The following is a 15,154-nucleotide window of genomic DNA, read 5'->3' on the forward strand; positions in this document are numbered from 1 at the left end:
TTCCTCGCTTAAACGGGCTTCTTGTTGAGAATCACACCGTTGGTGGTGTAACCCATGCGGTCGAGCGCCTCGAGTGCAGCGGCTCCCTCGGCCTCTTTCTTAGAGGCGCCGGTGCCGCGGCCCTGACGGATACCGTCGACAAGCACCACGGCGGTAAAGGTGGGCGCATGTGCCGGGCCCTCGGAGCCTACCAGCTTGTATGCCGGGGGCTCGTGACCGTCTGCCTGCACGCACTCCTGCAAGAACGACTTGGGGTTCGCGGGGTGCTCGGCACGCTCGGAGGCCAAATGGGGCTTAAGCGTGCGGTGGATGAACTCCGCCGCCGCATCCCAGCCGGCATCGAGGTACAACGCACCCACGAGCGACTCATAGACGTTCTCGAGCGCCGAGTTAAGGCCGCGCGCGCCGGTACCGGTCTCGGAGGCGCCAAAGATGATGATGTCGTCGATGCCCAGCTCGTGCGAAACCTCGGACAGCGTGGCACCCGAAACAAGCGATACCTTCAGACGCGTGAGCTTGCCTTCATCGAACTCGGGATAAGACTCAAAGAGCGAACGGGCAACCACGGCGCCCAGAATGGAGTCACCCAAAAACTCAAGCCGCTCATAGCTGGCAGAGACCGGCTGCCCCTCTACTGCCGAGGGGTGGGTGAGCGCCGCGCGTAGCAGCACCTTGTTATTAAACTCATGGCCCAGGATTTCCTGAGCGCGCGTGAGTCGTTGAGATAAAGCCAAGACCTAGGCCTCCCTGGCGTTTTCGATAGCGTCGACGGCGTCGGCAACGGAGGTGAGCGACAACAGGGTCTCGTCATCGATCTCGAGGTCAAACTCGTCCTCGATGGCCGTCACCAGCTGCAGGCGCTCGAGCGAATTGGCATCGAGGTCGTCAAAAGTTGTCTCATCACTGATCTCGGCAACGTCAACGCCCAGCACGTCGGCAGCGACCTCGGCGATCTTGTCAAAGATTTCGGAGCGATCCATAGCGCATCCTCTCATAAGTCGTGGAATACAATGTGTCGCGCGGGCGGAAGCCGCATTGCAGCACGGCTCCGATTCTACCCCACGATGCATAGCTTGAGCCACGTAACGGAGCTCTTGCTAAACGATACCTTCCATGGAATTGGCAATGCTTTCGATAAGCCCGGCTCGAACGGCCTGAGCCGCGGCGAGCGTACCGTTTTTAACGGCTTCGGCCGACGTGGCGCCATGGCCAATCAAAACGACGCCGCGAAGGCCCAGCAGGATCGCGCCGCCCTTGGCATCGCCCGAGAGCTTGGCTTTCATCTGGCGCAGCTGCTTTTTGATGAGCAGCGCGGCGATCTTGGTACCGAGCGAAGACATAAAGGCGCCCTTGAGCTCTTGCAGCAAAAACTTGGCAGCGCCCTCGGTTGCCTTGAGCGCAATATTGCCCGACATGCCGTCGGCGACCACAACGTCAAAATTGCCCGACGTAAGATCGGTGCCCTCGCAGTTGCCCACAAAACCGGGGACCGCGGCTTTCATAGCCGGGAAGCACGCCTTGGTAAAGTTAGAACCCTTCTCGTCCTCGGTGCCGTTGCCAAGCAGGCCCACACGCGGATGTTCGATGCCCAGGACCACGCGAGCATAGGCTGCACCCATCTGGGCAAAGCGAACCATGTCGTCGACCTCGACATCGGGGTTGGCCCCCATGTCACACAGTACCGTAAGGCCACCGGCGCGGTTGGGCAGCGCATTGGTGAGGCATGGGCGCACCGGCTGCTTCTTACCCTCTACCAAATATCTAAACGGCGTCACGTAGGCGGTGGCGGCAGCCGTCATGGCGCCGGTCGACCCCGCGGAGAAAAACGCGTCCGCGTTGCCCTTCTTAATAGCACGGCAGGCAAGCACGATCGAAGACTTACGCTTGGTCATCACGGCGCGGATGGGATCGTCGTCCATGGCGATGACATCGGGGGCCTCCAGAGCCTCCACGCGCGCGTGCGCCGCGGCAAAGGGGTTGACGATATCGGCGGGGCCAACAGCAATGACCTCGATATCGGGATCGGCGGCAAGTGCGGCCTCAATACCGTCGAGGACAACTTGGGGCTTCTCGTCTCCGCCCACAACGTCTACACAAACGCGAACGTTACTCATTTCAAGTGCTCCTTATACAAAAATGGCCGACTCATTGAGCCGGCCATTGTGGTTCCAGTTGGAACGGCATCGTATCCAGAGTATACCGTTACTCGGTAACGATAACCTCGCGGTCCTTGTAGAAACCGCAGCTGGGGCACACGTGGTGCGGGAGCTTGACAGCGCCGCAACGGGGGCACGTGGACTGAGCCGCAGCCGAGATCTTCATGTTGGCGGAACGACGGGTATGGGTACGGATACGACCCTGCTTTTGTTTAGGTACGGGCATAGTGACCTTCCTTATGAACTATCCAGTGTGGCGATTACGCGCAAGTAGCGATACTACCACATTTTTACTCATCAAGATTGAGATTCTTCAATGCTGCAAATGGATTTTCCGTGGCAGCGGCCCATTCGGCCTCGGCCTGGGCGGCGCAATCGCATTGCTCGACGTTGAGATTGATGCCGCAGGTGGGGCACAGGCCGCGGCAATCGGGCTTGCAGAGCACCACAAACGGCGTGTCCATGACAACGGCGTCGTTAATGGGCTCCCCCAGATCGACAATGCGGTCCTCGCCCAAAAGCTCGTAACCGTCCTCGTAGGCCTCGGGATCCTCGGGCTCCTCAAAGAGGTAGAACTCCTCGATCTCGCCGGCGATATCAAACGAGGCGAGCTCAAGGCAGCGGTCGCATTCGCCGGTGACGTGCGCTCGAACCATGCCGGAGAGCAGAACACCGGTGCCCGCATTGGTAAAAACCACGTCGTAAGTAATGCCGTCCTGCAGCTGGTACTCCTTCTCGCCCACCATGTAGGTGGCGACATCGACCTTGCCGGTCAGCGGATACGAGTCTCCGGGAAACTCGAGCTGCTCGGAAAGATCGACGGTAACGCTCGGGAACTCAGCCATTACCACTGACCGTTCTGCTGGGCGGCGCCCTCGTTGAGCTGCTGACGGCAACGGGTAACGGTGCCGGTCAGGCTCTTGAGGTTCTCCTCGAGGTGCGTAAAGACCTGCTCGGCATAATCCTCGGCCGCATAGCGCGTCTCGCGCTCGTACTGCTGGGCACGATCACGGATATCGTCGGCCTGCTGCTGCGCCAAGCGGACGATCTCCTGCTCACCGGCAATGGTGAGTGCCTGCTGCTGAGCATCGGCAATGATGGAATCGGCCTGAGCGGCGGCGGAAGCCATAAGCTCGTCGCGCTCCTTGAGGATGCGACGGGACTTCTGCCACTCCTCGGGATAGCTCATACGGATCTCGTCAAGGATGTTAAAGAAGACGTCGGCATCGATAACCTTCATCTGGGCATTCTTGCCGAACGGCGTCTTAGCCTCTTCGATGAGCCCCTCGAGCTCCTCGACAAGGCTCACGATCCTGTCGCCAGGAAAATTCTCGCCCGGCATCCGGTCTCCTTTCATAGGTAACATGTCATCGTGTTAGTTTACCACATGCCATCAGGCAATATAAAACGTCACGAAAAGCGATGTTTAAGCGCTTCGACCACATTGGGCGGCACAAACGTCGACACATCGCTTCCAAGCGATGCGATCTGACGAACCACCGAGCTCGAGATATAGCCGTACTGCGGCGCACTCATGACAAAAATGGACTCAAGCTCGTTGTCCAGGCGATAGTTGAGGTCCGCCTGCTGCAGCTCGTACTCAAAGTCGGTCATGGCGCGCAGGCCCTTGACCACAGCACCCGCACCCTGCTCACGGGCAAAATCGACCAACAGGCCGGTAAAGGGCAGTACCTCGACACCGTCAATATCGCCCAGGGCCTCGCGGGCCAACGCCACGCGCTCATCGAGCATAAAGGTGGTGCCCACGCCGTTTTTGCCCTGCGACTCCGCCACGGCGACAATCACGCTGGGAAAAATGCGGCGGGCGCGGCGGATTACATCGATGTGACCAAACGTGATGGGGTCAAACGTACCCGGAACGATCACGCGGTTGATAGTGTCATTCATGGGTATCCTCCAAAGGCACGTCCTCGTCAATATCGCTGTCATTAGCATGGTCGCACTCGTCCGCGGCCACCCAGCGCAGCAAGTCAACCGAGGTAATGCCGTAGCGTTTCTCTCGCACGGTCTCAAAACCAGCCGGATGAGCGCCCGCGTCGCTTGCGGCATGCTCAAACAGGGCAAAGGCCCCTGGTGCCAGCAAGCCCTGCTGGGCAAGATTGCGCAGCAGCTCCTCGACCGGCTCGGCGCCAAAGGCATAGGGTGGATCGAGCAGGACCAGATCAAAGGGGCCGCCCGGAACACGGCCGCGCGAGGCGCTCGCCAACACATCGCCGGTAACGACGCGCCAACGCGAGCGGTCGCGACACAGCGACTCGACATTCTTAGTGATCAGTCGGGCGGCATTGCGATCGATCTCGAACGTGATGAGCGAGCGAGCGCCGCGCGAGAGCATCTCGATTCCCAGGGCACCGGAGCCGCCAAAGGCATCCAGCACGCGGACCTCGTCCAGATCGAAATCGAATGCCGACATGACCATGGACGCACATGCCTCGCGCACGCGGTCGGTCGTGGGACGGGTGACATCGCGCCCACGCGGCTCTTCGATCTTGCGGCCGCGCCATTCACCGCCGATGATTCTCATCCTCCGCTGACCTCCTTGAAAATATGTCGGTAACGCGTGGCGACCGCATCGCGCAAGGGACGCGTCGCCACGGAGTCAAGGTTGCAAGCATACCGCAAGAGCTCGACCGCGTCCAAATGGGCCCATTCGATAAGATCCTCGTCGGCGTCCAGGTCCACAAAACGCAGGGTCACACCGCCATGTTGGCGATAACCCAAGATTTCGCCCTCGTGGCGCAAACGCAGGTCCATCTGCGCAAGTGCAAAACCGTCAGAGGTCTTTTCGAGCGCCCGCAGGCGGTCTTGCGCAGCAGACACACCGCCATTGCCCTTGGAATGCGTCATGACCAGGCACGTGCCCGACACGCTGCCGCGGCCCACGCGGCCTCTAAGCTGATGCAGGGCCGCCAAGCCAAAGCGCTCGCCGTTCTCGATAACCATGACGGTGGCGTTGGGCACGTCGACGCCCACCTCGACCACCGTAGTCGAGACGAGCACGTCGATCTCGCCGCGCTTAAAGGCGTCGATCACGCGGTCCTTCTCCCCCGCCGGCATGCGGCCGTGAAGACGCTCGACGGAAAGCCCCGGCAATGCCAGACGCAGGCGGTCGAGCTCGGTCGCGGTGTCGTGTAACGGCACGGGCACCGTCACGCGACCTTCATCGTCGCGAGCAATGCCGGGAACGTCTTCCAAATCGTCCGCGGAGTCACTCGGCTCCACAAGCGGGCAGATAACGTAAGCCTGCTGTCCTTGAGCATGCGCCTCGCGAATGGCACCGTAGGCCAGGTCGCGGCTCGACTCGGTGAGCACGCGCGTCGAGACGCCGGCCCCGGGAACGGGGCGATGACGAATGATGGACGTGTCCAGGTCGCCATAGACCGAGAGCGCCAGTGTGCGCGGAATAGGCGTGGCCGTCATAACGAGCAAGTCCGCACCTGGGCCTTTGGCACGCAGGGCATTGCGCTGCCCCACGCCAAACCGATGCTGCTCGTCGATAACGACGAGTGAAAGATGTTTAAACGTTACGTTATCCGAAAGGACCGCATGGGTACCAAAGAGCACATCGAGCTCACCAGACTGCAGCTGTGCATGGATGCGCTCGCGCTCGGCGGCCGGGGTAGCACCCGTCAGGAGCGCCCAGGACATACCGGCCTGCGAGAGCAAAGGGCCGGTCTTATCGGCATATTGACGCGCCAGCACGCCCGTGGGTGCCATGACGCAGGACTGGGTACCCGAATCGGCCGCGACTGCCAGCGCGCAGGCGGCGACGGCGGTCTTGCCGGTACCGACATCGCCCAGCAGCAAGCGGTTCATCACGTGGTCGCCATCGCACATGTCATGCAGGATGTCTTGGAACGCGGCCTCCTGCTCGTCGCTCAGCGAAAACGGCAGGGCCCGCCTAAGCGCCGTCAAATGACCACCCGCGGTATGGGTGTAGGGAACCACCTTGACCATACCGCCGTCGTTGCGCAGACGAAGCGCCAGCTGAAGATAGAGGCATTCCTCATAGGCAAGCCGTGCGCGCGCGATATCGCGCTCGGCCATACTCGAGGGAAAGTGAATCGAACGCAGCGCACGGGCGCTGCTCATAAGGCGGCGCTTGGCGCGCAGGGGCGCGGGAATCGGGTCGAAAGGATTGCCGACAATCTCGAGCGCGCCGCTCACGATACGGCGCATCCAAGCCTGGCTCACACCGTCGCTCACATAGTGAACCGGAAGGATGGTGCCCGCGGCACGCCCGTCCTCGAGCTTTTCGAAATGCGGCGAGGCCATCTGCTTAAAGCCATAGGCAAATTCGACCTTACCCATCACGGCCAGGCGGTCGCCCTGCTTGAGCTGCTGGGCAATCCAGGGCTGGCGGAAAAAAGCGACTTGCAGCACGCCCGTCTCGTCCACAAGCGAGACCTCGGTAACCTGCATACGCGGGCGGGGCTGCTTTTGAACGATACGATCGACCGTGGCGACGATCGTGCACACCGTACCGATAGGCGCCATCTCGATGGACCAGGAGCGTGTAAAGTCCAGATATCGATGAGGGATATGGAGAAGGAGGTCCCCCACCGTCCTAATTCCCAGACGGCGAAGGGCCTCCTCACGTTTACCCGAAACATATTTGAGTCGCGCGATATCCTCGTCGAGCGCATTGCTCTGGGCAAAGCGCTCCGAGACGCGCGGCACGGAGCACAGCTCGGACATGGGCAGATGCCTACTCGATCGAGAAGATCACGGGATAGAGCGGCTGCTCGCCACGATGGGCGTCAATCTCCAGGTCGGGCTGAGCCTCCTCGATGGCGTCGACGATCTCCTGGAAGGCCTCATCGGACAGCTCCTCGCCGGCCAGAATCGTCAGCGCGTCGCCCTCCTCTTCCTCCTGCATGCGGTTGATGCAGTCGAGCGTGACCTGCTTCACATCGGAGCCGACCACGTCGATGGAGCCGGCAATGATACCCATGACGTCACCGGAGTGAATCGGCGAGCCGTCAGAGGCGCTGGAATCGCGCACGGCACGGGTGACCTCGCCATCGCGAACCTCGCTGATGGCATCGACCATGGCGGCGACGGCGTCCTCGAGCTCGGAATCGGGCAGCACCGCGAACAGAGCGGAGAACGCCTGCGGAACGGTCTTGGTGGGAACAACGGCGACCTTTTTGTCGGTGCAGGCAGAAGCGGCAGCCTCGGCAGCCATACGGATATTGCCGTTATTGGGCAGGATGATGACCGAAGTCGCGTTGACCTGGTCCACCGCGCCCAACAGGTCGGCGGTCGAGGGGTTCATGGTCTGGCCACCCGAAACGACCACGTCGACGCCGAGGGACTTGAGGATGTCGGCCTCACCGGAACCGGCGGCAACGGCGACAAAACCCAGGGCCTTGGCGGGCTCGGCGGCCTTTTCCTGGTCCTCGTGGATCTTAGCGGTACGGTCGTGGGCCTCCATCTCCATGTTGTGGATAAAGACCTCGTAGATCTGGCCAAGCTGCAGCATGTGCTCGAGCACCAGGTTGGGGGTGTTGGAGTGCACGTGGATCTTGTAGTCGGGGTAGGCGCCCACGAGCAGCTCGCAGTCGCCCATGGAACCCAGGAACTTAAGGCACTCGTCCTCGTCAAACGGGGCGTCGGCCTTAAAGAGGAACTCGTTGCAGTAGCGGAACTCCGAGCCCTCCCAGTCGTCGTTGGCCTCGATCTCGACGCGACCGAGGGCCGCATCGCGGGCAGAGCCAGCGGAATCAAACGTGGTGGAGAAATCCTCGACAACAGTGCTGCGGCCCAGAGCAGCGGCAACGAAGTTTTCCAGGAAGATGGCAAAGCCAAAGGCGCCGGAGTCGACCACGCCGTTCTCCTTCAGAACGGGCAGCAGGTCGGGCGTGCGAGCCACAGACTGGTAGGCCTCGACGACGATGGCGTCGAGCGCGTCCTCGGCCGAGAACTTCTTCTTCTCGCACTCGTCGGCCTTGGTCGAGACGTCGCGCAGGACCGTAAGAATCGTGCCCTCGATGGGCTTGCGGACGGCCTGGAAGGCGACCTTGACGGCGCGACGGAAAGCATGCGCGATGTCGGCAGACGTGATGGGCTCATCGACAGAGACGAGGCCCTCGGCCACGCCGCGCAGGATCTGCGAGGTGATAACGCCGGAGTTGCCGCGGGCGCCCATGAGGGAGCCGTGGGTGATGGCGCCGGCGATAGCCTCCATATCGGCATCGGCGGGAAGGGCGGAAAGCTCCTTGGTCACCGAGGCGAGCGTGAGCGACATGTTGGTGCCGGTGTCGCCGTCGGGCACGGGAAAGACGTTGAGTTTATTGATCTCCTCGGCCTTGTCGGAAACGGCAGCCGCAGCGATCGGAAAACAGGTGCGAATGGTCTTTACAATCATGAGTATTTGAATCTCCGTTTTCGGATGCTAGTTCAGACGGCTCTTGAGCGCGTCGATGTGAATGCCGATCTTAAGGCTGGCGGGATCGATCTGGGCGATCTCCTGCAGGGTGAAGGCAACGGAGCTCGAAAGATTGTGGCAGACGGACTTCATGTTGACGCCGTTCTCGAGCACGACGTGAAGGTCGACCGTAAGGCCGTTCTCGTCGGCGGAGACAAGCACGCCCTTGCGGAGGCGCTGACCGGCAAGCAGGCGCACGCTCTCGGCGCCCTGGAGCTGCTCGGCCATACCGACGACGCCATAGCACGTCATCGCGGCATAACCGGCAATATCGGCAATAACGTCGTTCGAGACGCTCAGGCTGCCGTTAATGGTCTCAGACACAAGAATCTCCTTATCTGGTGCTCGCGGCACCATGTCGTGGGAGCAATCATTGCAATATTCTACAACGACCGCGCCATGTTGAGGTGGTGGGTCGCGGGATTACATCCTCGACACGAAATGTTGATATGGCAACGTTTGCGTTAAGCAATCGCAGCATGAAAAAAACCCGCCGCAAAAGCGACGGGTTTTACAATCTGGCTCCCCGGGTAGGACTCGAACCTACAACAGCGCGGTTAACAGCCGCGTGCTCTACCATTGAGCTACCGAGGAATTTAAAGCCCAGCAGATTGGGCTGAGAAATTCTGGCTCCCCGGGTAGGACTCGAACCTACAACAGCGCGGTTAACAGCCGCGTGCTCTACCATTGAGCTACCGAGGAATAGGTGCATGCTCTCAAGCAACGAAGTTTATTATACGGACGAATCAGCTCAGGGCAAGAACTTTTTTAAGAAATTTTCCGACCCAGTCGTTGGGGACGTTCTTAAACGACTAGTCATTCAAGAACGTCCCCAACGACTAATCAACCAGACGCCCAGGGTAGTCTTTTTGGGACGGGGCTTTTTTAGCTACCCAATCTGGGGCCTTTAAAGCTTGAGCCGCTCATTGCGATAGGGCAGCTAAAAAAGCCCCGTCCCAAAAAGACTACCCGTGCCCTAACTGCCGGCCCTTGTTACATGAAAGCGCCCTCAAGCGGATGTGCTTGAGGGCGCTTCTTGCATGACTAGCTTTCGATATAGTCCTTGAGCTTGCTGGAGCGGCTGGGGTGGCGGAGCTTGGCCAGGGTCTTGGACTCGATCTGGCGGATGCGCTCGCGTGTGACACCAAACTCGCGGCCGACTTCCTCGAGCGTGCGGGGATGTCCGTCGACAAGTCCAAAGCGCAGCTCAATAACCTTGCGCTCACGATCGGCAAGCGAGTCGAGCACCTGGGTGAGCTGCTCCTGCAGCATGGAGAAGCTGGCGGCATCGGGCGGAACGATGGCCTGGGAGTCCTCGATAAAGTCGCCCAGCTGGGAATCCTCTTCCTCGCCGATAGGAGTCTCGAGCGACACGGGCTCCTGCGAGATCTTCTGAATCTCGCGGACGCGGTCGGCACTCATGTCCATCTCGGCACCGATCTCCTCGGGGGTCGGGTCGCGACCCAGATCCTGGAGGAGCTGGCGCTGCACGCGGACCAGCTTGTTGATGGTCTCGACCATGTGTACGGGAATACGGATGGTACGGGCCTGGTCGGCGATAGCGCGCGTGATGGCCTGACGGATCCACCACGTGGCGTACGTGGAAAACTTGAAGCCCTTCTGGTAGTCGAACTTCTCGACGGCGCGAATCAGACCGAGGTTGCCCTCCTGGATCAGATCCAGGAACAGCATGCCGCGACCGACGTAGCGCTTGGCGATGGAGACGACCAGACGGAGGTTGGCGCTGATGAGCGCCTGCTTGGCCTCGAGGCCCACGTTCTCGATACGAGTCAGACGACGCATCTCGGCGCGGGTGAGCTCGATCTCGCCCGCCTCGGCGGCCTCGAGCTTCTCGGTGGCCTCGAGACCGGCCTCGATCTTCATGGCCAGATCGACCTCTTCGGAGGCGGTCAGCAGGTCGACCTTGCCGATCTCCTTAAGGTACATACGAACCGGGTCACCGGTCAGCATCACCGTGGAGGCATCGATGCCACGCACGCGAGAACGCGAACGGGACGTACGGACGGTGCGCTTCTTTTTGCTCTTGCAAGAACCCATCTCGGCATCGGCCTGACGGGCCATCTTAAGCTCATGATCGTCGAGCGAGCCGGAATCGTGCTCCTCGTCGTCATCGAAATCGTCGGTATCGTTATCGTCATCGTCGACGTCCATGGGGGCGTCGTCGTTTCCGCTCGCGGAGATAATCTGGATGCCGCTGTTGCGCAGCGCGGAATAGACCGCGTTGAGCTGCTCGTCAGAAACATCGATATCCTTCAGGACGACCTGGATCTCGTCCTCGGTTACCGAAGTCCTGTTTGAGCCGTTGCCCATGAGCTTAGCAACGTAGGATTCCAGCCCAGTACCCGTGCTCTCAGTCTTATTTGGCACAGATTCTCCCTTCGTAGTCCACAGGACACATTACTTTAGCACACACTTACACGTCTATACCCAAAATTCAGAATGGATATAGCAGATAACATGCCGATTGACCACAACATCTAGGCCTGATCGGGACCCGCGGCCTCCAAACCAATCAACCGGAACGGATCGGCCACGCCGCCAATCGACTTCTGGAGCTCGCGCTGGCGCAAAGAATCCTGCGCGGCCTGCATGGTCAATGCACGGCGCGCGTCATCGTCGAGCGACCGGTCCTGGCGCAGCTTAGCCTGGGCAGCCCGCATACGGCGCTTGATGGTGTAAAGCTCAAGCGTATCGAGCATAAAGACGATGTTCGTCTCGGTGGGATGCTTGCTCGTCGCCGAGATGCGCCCGGCGCTGACAAGCGAAGCCGCCTCGGGACACACCGCGCGCGCGGCATCCATGCACGCAGCGGGATCGGTGCCCGGCGGCGTCGCGAGCACGGCCCACGCGATGGACTCGTGACGGGGATCTACCCACTCGATCGAGCAGATGCGATCGGCGTACGTGCGGAATAGGTCGGGGTAGCTGGTGAGCATCGTCAACAGCTCGCGCTCCCCCGCCAGAGACTTTCGCTCCAGATCGGTCAGCACGATCGGCGTCGCCGGAACGGAAGCGGTCGAAGCAGACCCCGCGGGCGCCGCGTCCATGCCAGCAGGCACATCGATCGGCGGCATATCGTCGACGACCTCGACCGGCGCGGCCCCGTAGGCCTCGAGCGGCACATAGTCGTACGGTTCCTCCTCGACCGGTGCGGATACCGGCGGCGTCGTCCCCGACGCCCAGGCGCCGCGAGATGCCCCCTGCGGACCGGACGCCCGACCGCCCGCGCCTCCTGCGCGCTCGGCCTGTGCCCGCTGGCGCTCGTAGTTCTGCTCGCGACGACGCTCGGCGTCCTCGCGTTTGGCGACATCGCGAAACACACGGCCCGAGCTCGAGCGTACCGTCTCCAAATCCAGGCCCAGAAGGTCGGCGATCTGGATAAAGTACGTATCGATCATGTAGCTATCGCGCAGCGGATAGATGAGCGTCAGCGCATCCTCGAGCGCCTTGGCGCGACCGCCCGGCGTGGTAATGTCGCTCGACTCCTGCAGTGAGCGGTACACAAAGTCCATGAGGGGCTCGGCGGCGTCGATACGCGCCTGCAGTGCCTCGCCACCATGCGCCGTGACGAACTCCATGGGGTCGTTGCCGTCGGGAAGCACCACGCAGCGCAGGTCCATCGAGTCCTGCTCGATAAACTGAATCGCGCGGCGCGCGGCCTTTTGACCGGCGGCGTCACCATCGAACATATACACAATACGCTTGGCAAAACGGGTGAGCGTCTTTACGTGATGTTCCGTCAGCGCCGTGCCCAGCGTGGCGACGACGTTTTTGATCCCCGCCTCCCAGCAGGCGATGCAGTCGGTATATCCCTCCACCACGATGGCGGTATCCTGCGCGACGATAAACTCCTTGGCCCAGTTAAAACCGTAGAGGTTTCTCTTTTTATGAAACACGCTCGTCTCGGCGGTGTTGAGGTACTTGGGTTGGCCGTCGCCCATAATACGACCGCCAAAGGCGATGTTATGACCCTGTTCGTCAAAGATGGGAAACATCACGCGGTCGTAAAAACGATCGGCAAGCTGTCCGCGCCCGCGGCTCACGGCCACGTTGGCGTCGATCATCTCCTGCGGGGTAAAGCCCTTCTGCGACAGATGGGCCACCAACATATTGCGACCCGGCGCAAAGCCCAGGCAGTAGCGACGGCAGACGTCGCCACCCATACCGCGGCTGGCAAAGTACTCACGCGGACGGCTGTCCTTACCGCGCATGAGCATGGTGTGATAGAACTGGGCCGTCTCGGCGCACAGGTCATAGATGCGGGCGCGCTTGGTGCCGCGATCGCGCTGCGCGCCGGTATCGTGCAACTCAATGCCGGCACGATCGGCCAGGTAGCGAATCGACTCGGGAAAGCTCAGGTTCTCGCGCTTCATGATGTAGGTGAAGACGTCGCCGCCCTCGCCACAGCCAAAGCAGTGCCACACCTGCGTAGCGGGGATAATGTGAAACGATGGGGTCTTTTCGCCATGGAAGGGGCAGCAACCCCAAAACTCATGGCCGCGGGGCTTGAGCTCAACCGTTTCCTGCACAATGGCAACCAGGTCGGACGCAGCGCGCACCTGGTCTTTCTCCTCATCGCTAATCACGGATGCTCACCCCCTGCTCACCCAAGTTATGACGGATATCGTCAATATTACCCTCGACGGTCGCGATAAGCTCGTCCAGCGAATCGAACACGCGCGAAGGACGCAGCCAACGCGTAAACGCCAACGAAACCGAACGTCCATACAGGTCGCCCGCATACCCGATCAAGTTGGCCTCGAGATGCGCCGAAGCGGCATCGTCGGCATACGTCGGCGGCAGGCCCACGTTGACGGCAGCGGGCCACACGGTATCGTCGACCAGCACAAGGCCCTCGTAGACGCCATCGGCAGGCAGCTGGATTCCGTTTGGCACCAACAGGTTTGCCGTCGGAAATCCCATATCGGAGCCCTCGTGACGACCGCGAATCACGCCGCCGCGCACCATATAGGGACGGCCGAGTAGATCGGCTGCCAGCTCAACGTGGCCCAAGCTCAGCTCACGTCGAATGCGGGTGGCACAGATAGCCTCGCCGCCCTCGCACAGCAAATTGTGCCCATACACATCAACACCGCGCTCGACACCCCATGCCTGCATCTCGGCAACGCCCGAGGCACCGCCGCGGCCCAGCCTAAAATCGCTGCCAACGCGAATGGAGCGAATGTCGACATCATGCGCCAACAGCTCAAGAAAGCCCACGTGGTCGAGCGACGCTACCGCAGGCGTAAAGGGAACAGCCACCACGGCATCGACCCCAGTCTGAGCCAGGGCATGCAGGCGGTCGGCCGTCGTCATCAATTTTTGAGCGGGCGCAGGGCTCACCACAACATCTGGATCAGGGTCAAACGTTACGACTACCGCTTTGCAGCCGTGGACGCGCGCATCGCGAATGACCGCGTCGATCAGCTCACGATGTCCCCTATGCACGCCATCGAACACGCCGATGGCAATCGAGGCGGCACCCATAGACTCGCAGTCACCAAAAGCATCAGCCAAAACGATGCGGGCCTCCGCCGCCGCGCCCACAAAAAATGTGCGCGCGAGCTCGTGAGGGTCCAGCATCATCGAACACCGCCGATCGCCTGCGGAAAGACGTGCTCCATCACAAAGCGACCATCCTCGATACGCGCCAAAGCCTTGAGCCCGCCATCGAGCACCAGCGCAAACGGTGCCTTCGACGCATCGAAGCCGGCGAGCGCGCGATCAATAGGAATACGACGTCCGCACAGCAGATCTTCCGCAAGATTGCCCGGCAAGTCGACACGCGTGGCGCCGAGGGCCGCAATGGGGTCCAAGGCAAAGCCGGCAGCGGACTCGGCAGAAAGCTCCTCGACCGCATGGCAGGCACCGATGGAGACAATGCCAGAAGCGGTACGGCGCAGCGCGGAAATATGCGCGGCACTATCGCAGGCGCGACCCAGGTCGCGAGCGAGCGCACGGATATAGGTGCCCTTGCTCACCGAGAAGGCAACGGTCCAAATGCAGGAATCGCCCTCGCCACTCACGGCGATCAGGTCGGCAGAATATACCTCGACCGGGCGCGCAGGCAACTCAACGGCATTGCCCTCACGTGCAGACTTATAGGCGCGCACGCCGTTGACCGAAATAGCCGAAAACGCCGGCGGGACCTGCATCTGAGGGCCCAGCATGGCGCTCAAGCGCTCACGGGCATAGGCCGGATCGCGCAGCTCGGGTGCAATGGCAACCGTACGGACGGCCTCGCCTTCCGCATCGTCGGTATTGGTCTCGGCGCCAAACGAGATATCGGCGACGTAACTTTTGGTATCGAGGGTAAGCATGCCCAGCAGACGCGTAGCCTGGCCCACGCCCACCACCATGACACCCGACGCCATGGGGTCGAGCGTGCCGGCATGACCGACGCGCCGCTCATGGAGGGCGCGCCGGCACCGCGATACCACGTCGTGGGACGTGCAGCCCACCGGTTTATCGACGGCGAGCAGCATATTCAATTGAGAAGGCGTACGACGAGCCATGTACCATCCAA

At 61.2% G+C, this 15,154-nt stretch carries 15 protein-coding genes and 2 tRNA genes; all 17 read right to left on the reverse strand.

From position 1 onward, the window contains the following. Positions 1-8: 8 nt before the first annotated feature. On the reverse strand, positions 9-734 hold the full coding sequence (gene rnc / locus ACTQ05_RS06020; protein ID WP_154515455.1) for a ribonuclease III: 726 nt from the start codon (positions 732-734) through the stop codon (positions 9-11). 3 nt (positions 735-737) lie between these two features. Next, positions 738-980: an acyl carrier protein gene (locus tag ACTQ05_RS06025; protein ID WP_154515452.1), complete on the reverse strand. Its 243-nt coding sequence runs from the start codon at positions 978-980 to the stop codon at positions 738-740. A gap of 117 nt (positions 981-1,097) precedes the next feature. Beyond that, positions 1,098-2,114, reverse strand: coding sequence for a phosphate acyltransferase PlsX (gene plsX, locus ACTQ05_RS06030; protein ID WP_441538336.1), 1,017 nt, complete (start codon positions 2,112-2,114; stop codon positions 1,098-1,100). Positions 2,115-2,202: 88 nt separating this feature from the next. Continuing rightward, positions 2,203-2,382: a 50S ribosomal protein L32 gene (gene rpmF / locus ACTQ05_RS06035; protein ID WP_022094017.1), complete on the reverse strand. Its 180-nt coding sequence runs from the start codon at positions 2,380-2,382 to the stop codon at positions 2,203-2,205. 64 nt (positions 2,383-2,446) lie between these two features. Continuing rightward, the gene (locus tag ACTQ05_RS06040) at positions 2,447-3,001 is read right to left on the reverse strand and encodes a YceD family protein (protein ID WP_441538337.1); all 555 of its coding nucleotides are present in this window, start codon (positions 2,999-3,001) and stop codon (positions 2,447-2,449) included. Further along, positions 3,001-3,498, reverse strand: coding sequence for an ATPase (locus ACTQ05_RS06045; RefSeq protein ID WP_154515443.1), 498 nt, complete (start codon positions 3,496-3,498; stop codon positions 3,001-3,003). Before ACTQ05_RS06045 ends, ACTQ05_RS06040 begins: the two co-directional genes overlap by 1 nt. A 68-nt stretch (positions 3,499-3,566) precedes the next feature. After that, the gene (gene coaD, locus ACTQ05_RS06050; RefSeq protein WP_154515440.1) at positions 3,567-4,064 is read right to left on the reverse strand and encodes a pantetheine-phosphate adenylyltransferase; all 498 of its coding nucleotides are present in this window, start codon (positions 4,062-4,064) and stop codon (positions 3,567-3,569) included. Continuing rightward, positions 4,057-4,701, reverse strand: a complete 645-nt coding sequence (rsmD, locus tag ACTQ05_RS06055; protein WP_441538338.1) for a 16S rRNA (guanine(966)-N(2))-methyltransferase RsmD — start codon at positions 4,699-4,701, stop codon at positions 4,057-4,059. The genes coaD and rsmD overlap by 8 nt, the downstream gene beginning before the upstream one ends. Then, on the reverse strand, positions 4,698-6,875 hold the full coding sequence (recG, locus tag ACTQ05_RS06060) for an ATP-dependent DNA helicase RecG (protein WP_441538339.1): 2,178 nt from the start codon (positions 6,873-6,875) through the stop codon (positions 4,698-4,700). The genes rsmD and recG overlap by 4 nt, the downstream gene beginning before the upstream one ends. 10 nt (positions 6,876-6,885) lie before the next feature. Continuing rightward, positions 6,886-8,547 (reverse strand): DAK2 domain-containing protein, encoded by a 1,662-nt coding sequence (locus tag ACTQ05_RS06065; RefSeq protein ID WP_154515431.1) that lies wholly within the window; start codon positions 8,545-8,547, stop codon positions 6,886-6,888. Positions 8,548-8,574: 27 nt separating this feature from the next. Continuing rightward, complete coding sequence (locus tag ACTQ05_RS06070; protein ID WP_187361832.1) at positions 8,575-8,964, reverse strand: Asp23/Gls24 family envelope stress response protein; 390 nt, start codon at positions 8,962-8,964, stop codon at positions 8,575-8,577. 162 nt (positions 8,965-9,126) lie between these two features. Continuing rightward, positions 9,127-9,201, reverse strand: a tRNA-Asn gene (locus ACTQ05_RS06075). A gap of 33 nt (positions 9,202-9,234) precedes the next feature. After that, positions 9,235-9,309, reverse strand: a tRNA-Asn gene (locus tag ACTQ05_RS06080). A 342-nt stretch (positions 9,310-9,651) separates the two neighbouring features. Beyond that, a complete protein-coding gene (rpoD, locus tag ACTQ05_RS06085; RefSeq protein ID WP_370450567.1) occupies positions 9,652-10,995 on the reverse strand; it encodes an RNA polymerase sigma factor RpoD in 1,344 nt (447 codons plus the stop codon). 110 nt (positions 10,996-11,105) lie between these two features. Next, the gene (gene dnaG / locus ACTQ05_RS06090; protein WP_441538341.1) at positions 11,106-13,214 is read right to left on the reverse strand and encodes a DNA primase; all 2,109 of its coding nucleotides are present in this window, start codon (positions 13,212-13,214) and stop codon (positions 11,106-11,108) included. Next, on the reverse strand, positions 13,207-14,214 hold the full coding sequence (gene ribF / locus ACTQ05_RS06095) for a riboflavin biosynthesis protein RibF (RefSeq protein ID WP_441538342.1): 1,008 nt from the start codon (positions 14,212-14,214) through the stop codon (positions 13,207-13,209). Before ribF ends, dnaG begins: the two co-directional genes overlap by 8 nt. Further along, positions 14,211-15,143 (reverse strand): tRNA pseudouridine(55) synthase TruB, encoded by a 933-nt coding sequence (truB, locus tag ACTQ05_RS06100; RefSeq protein ID WP_441538344.1) that lies wholly within the window; start codon positions 15,141-15,143, stop codon positions 14,211-14,213. Before truB ends, ribF begins: the two co-directional genes overlap by 4 nt. Between the last annotated feature and the right edge of the window lie 11 nt (positions 15,144-15,154).

This window comes from Collinsella sp. LCP21S3_A9 (assembly GCF_052118785.1).
Classification (GTDB): domain Bacteria; phylum Actinomycetota; class Coriobacteriia; order Coriobacteriales; family Coriobacteriaceae; genus Collinsella.

What these genes read in the sequence shown, in the direction of transcription:
- ACTQ05_RS06025 (WP_154515452.1), bottom strand. Translation starts at nt 980, where the DNA reads ATGGATCGCTCCGAAATCTTTGACAAGATCGCCGAGGTCGCTGCCGAC.
- plsX (WP_441538336.1), bottom strand. Translation starts at nt 2,114, where the DNA reads ATGAGTAACGTTCGCGTTTGTGTAGACGTTGTGGGCGGAGACGAGAAG.
- rpmF (WP_022094017.1), bottom strand. Translation starts at nt 2,382, where the DNA reads ATGCCCGTACCTAAACAAAAGCAGGGTCGTATCCGTACCCATACCCGT.
- ACTQ05_RS06040 (WP_441538337.1), bottom strand. Translation starts at nt 3,001, where the DNA reads ATGGCTGAGTTCCCGAGCGTTACCGTCGATCTTTCCGAGCAGCTCGAG.
- ACTQ05_RS06045 (WP_154515443.1), bottom strand. Translation starts at nt 3,498, where the DNA reads ATGCCGGGCGAGAATTTTCCTGGCGACAGGATCGTGAGCCTTGTCGAG.
- coaD (WP_154515440.1), bottom strand. Translation starts at nt 4,064, where the DNA reads ATGAATGACACTATCAACCGCGTGATCGTTCCGGGTACGTTTGACCCC.
- rsmD (WP_441538338.1), bottom strand. Translation starts at nt 4,701, where the DNA reads ATGAGAATCATCGGCGGTGAATGGCGCGGCCGCAAGATCGAAGAGCCG.
- recG (WP_441538339.1), bottom strand. Translation starts at nt 6,875, where the DNA reads ATGTCCGAGCTGTGCTCCGTGCCGCGCGTCTCGGAGCGCTTTGCCCAG.
- ACTQ05_RS06065 (WP_154515431.1), bottom strand. Translation starts at nt 8,547, where the DNA reads ATGATTGTAAAGACCATTCGCACCTGTTTTCCGATCGCTGCGGCTGCC.
- ACTQ05_RS06070 (WP_187361832.1), bottom strand. Translation starts at nt 8,964, where the DNA reads ATGGTGCCGCGAGCACCAGATAAGGAGATTCTTGTGTCTGAGACCATT.
- ribF (WP_441538342.1), bottom strand. Translation starts at nt 14,214, where the DNA reads ATGATGCTGGACCCTCACGAGCTCGCGCGCACATTTTTTGTGGGCGCG.
- truB (WP_441538344.1), bottom strand. Translation starts at nt 15,143, where the DNA reads ATGGCTCGTCGTACGCCTTCTCAATTGAATATGCTGCTCGCCGTCGAT.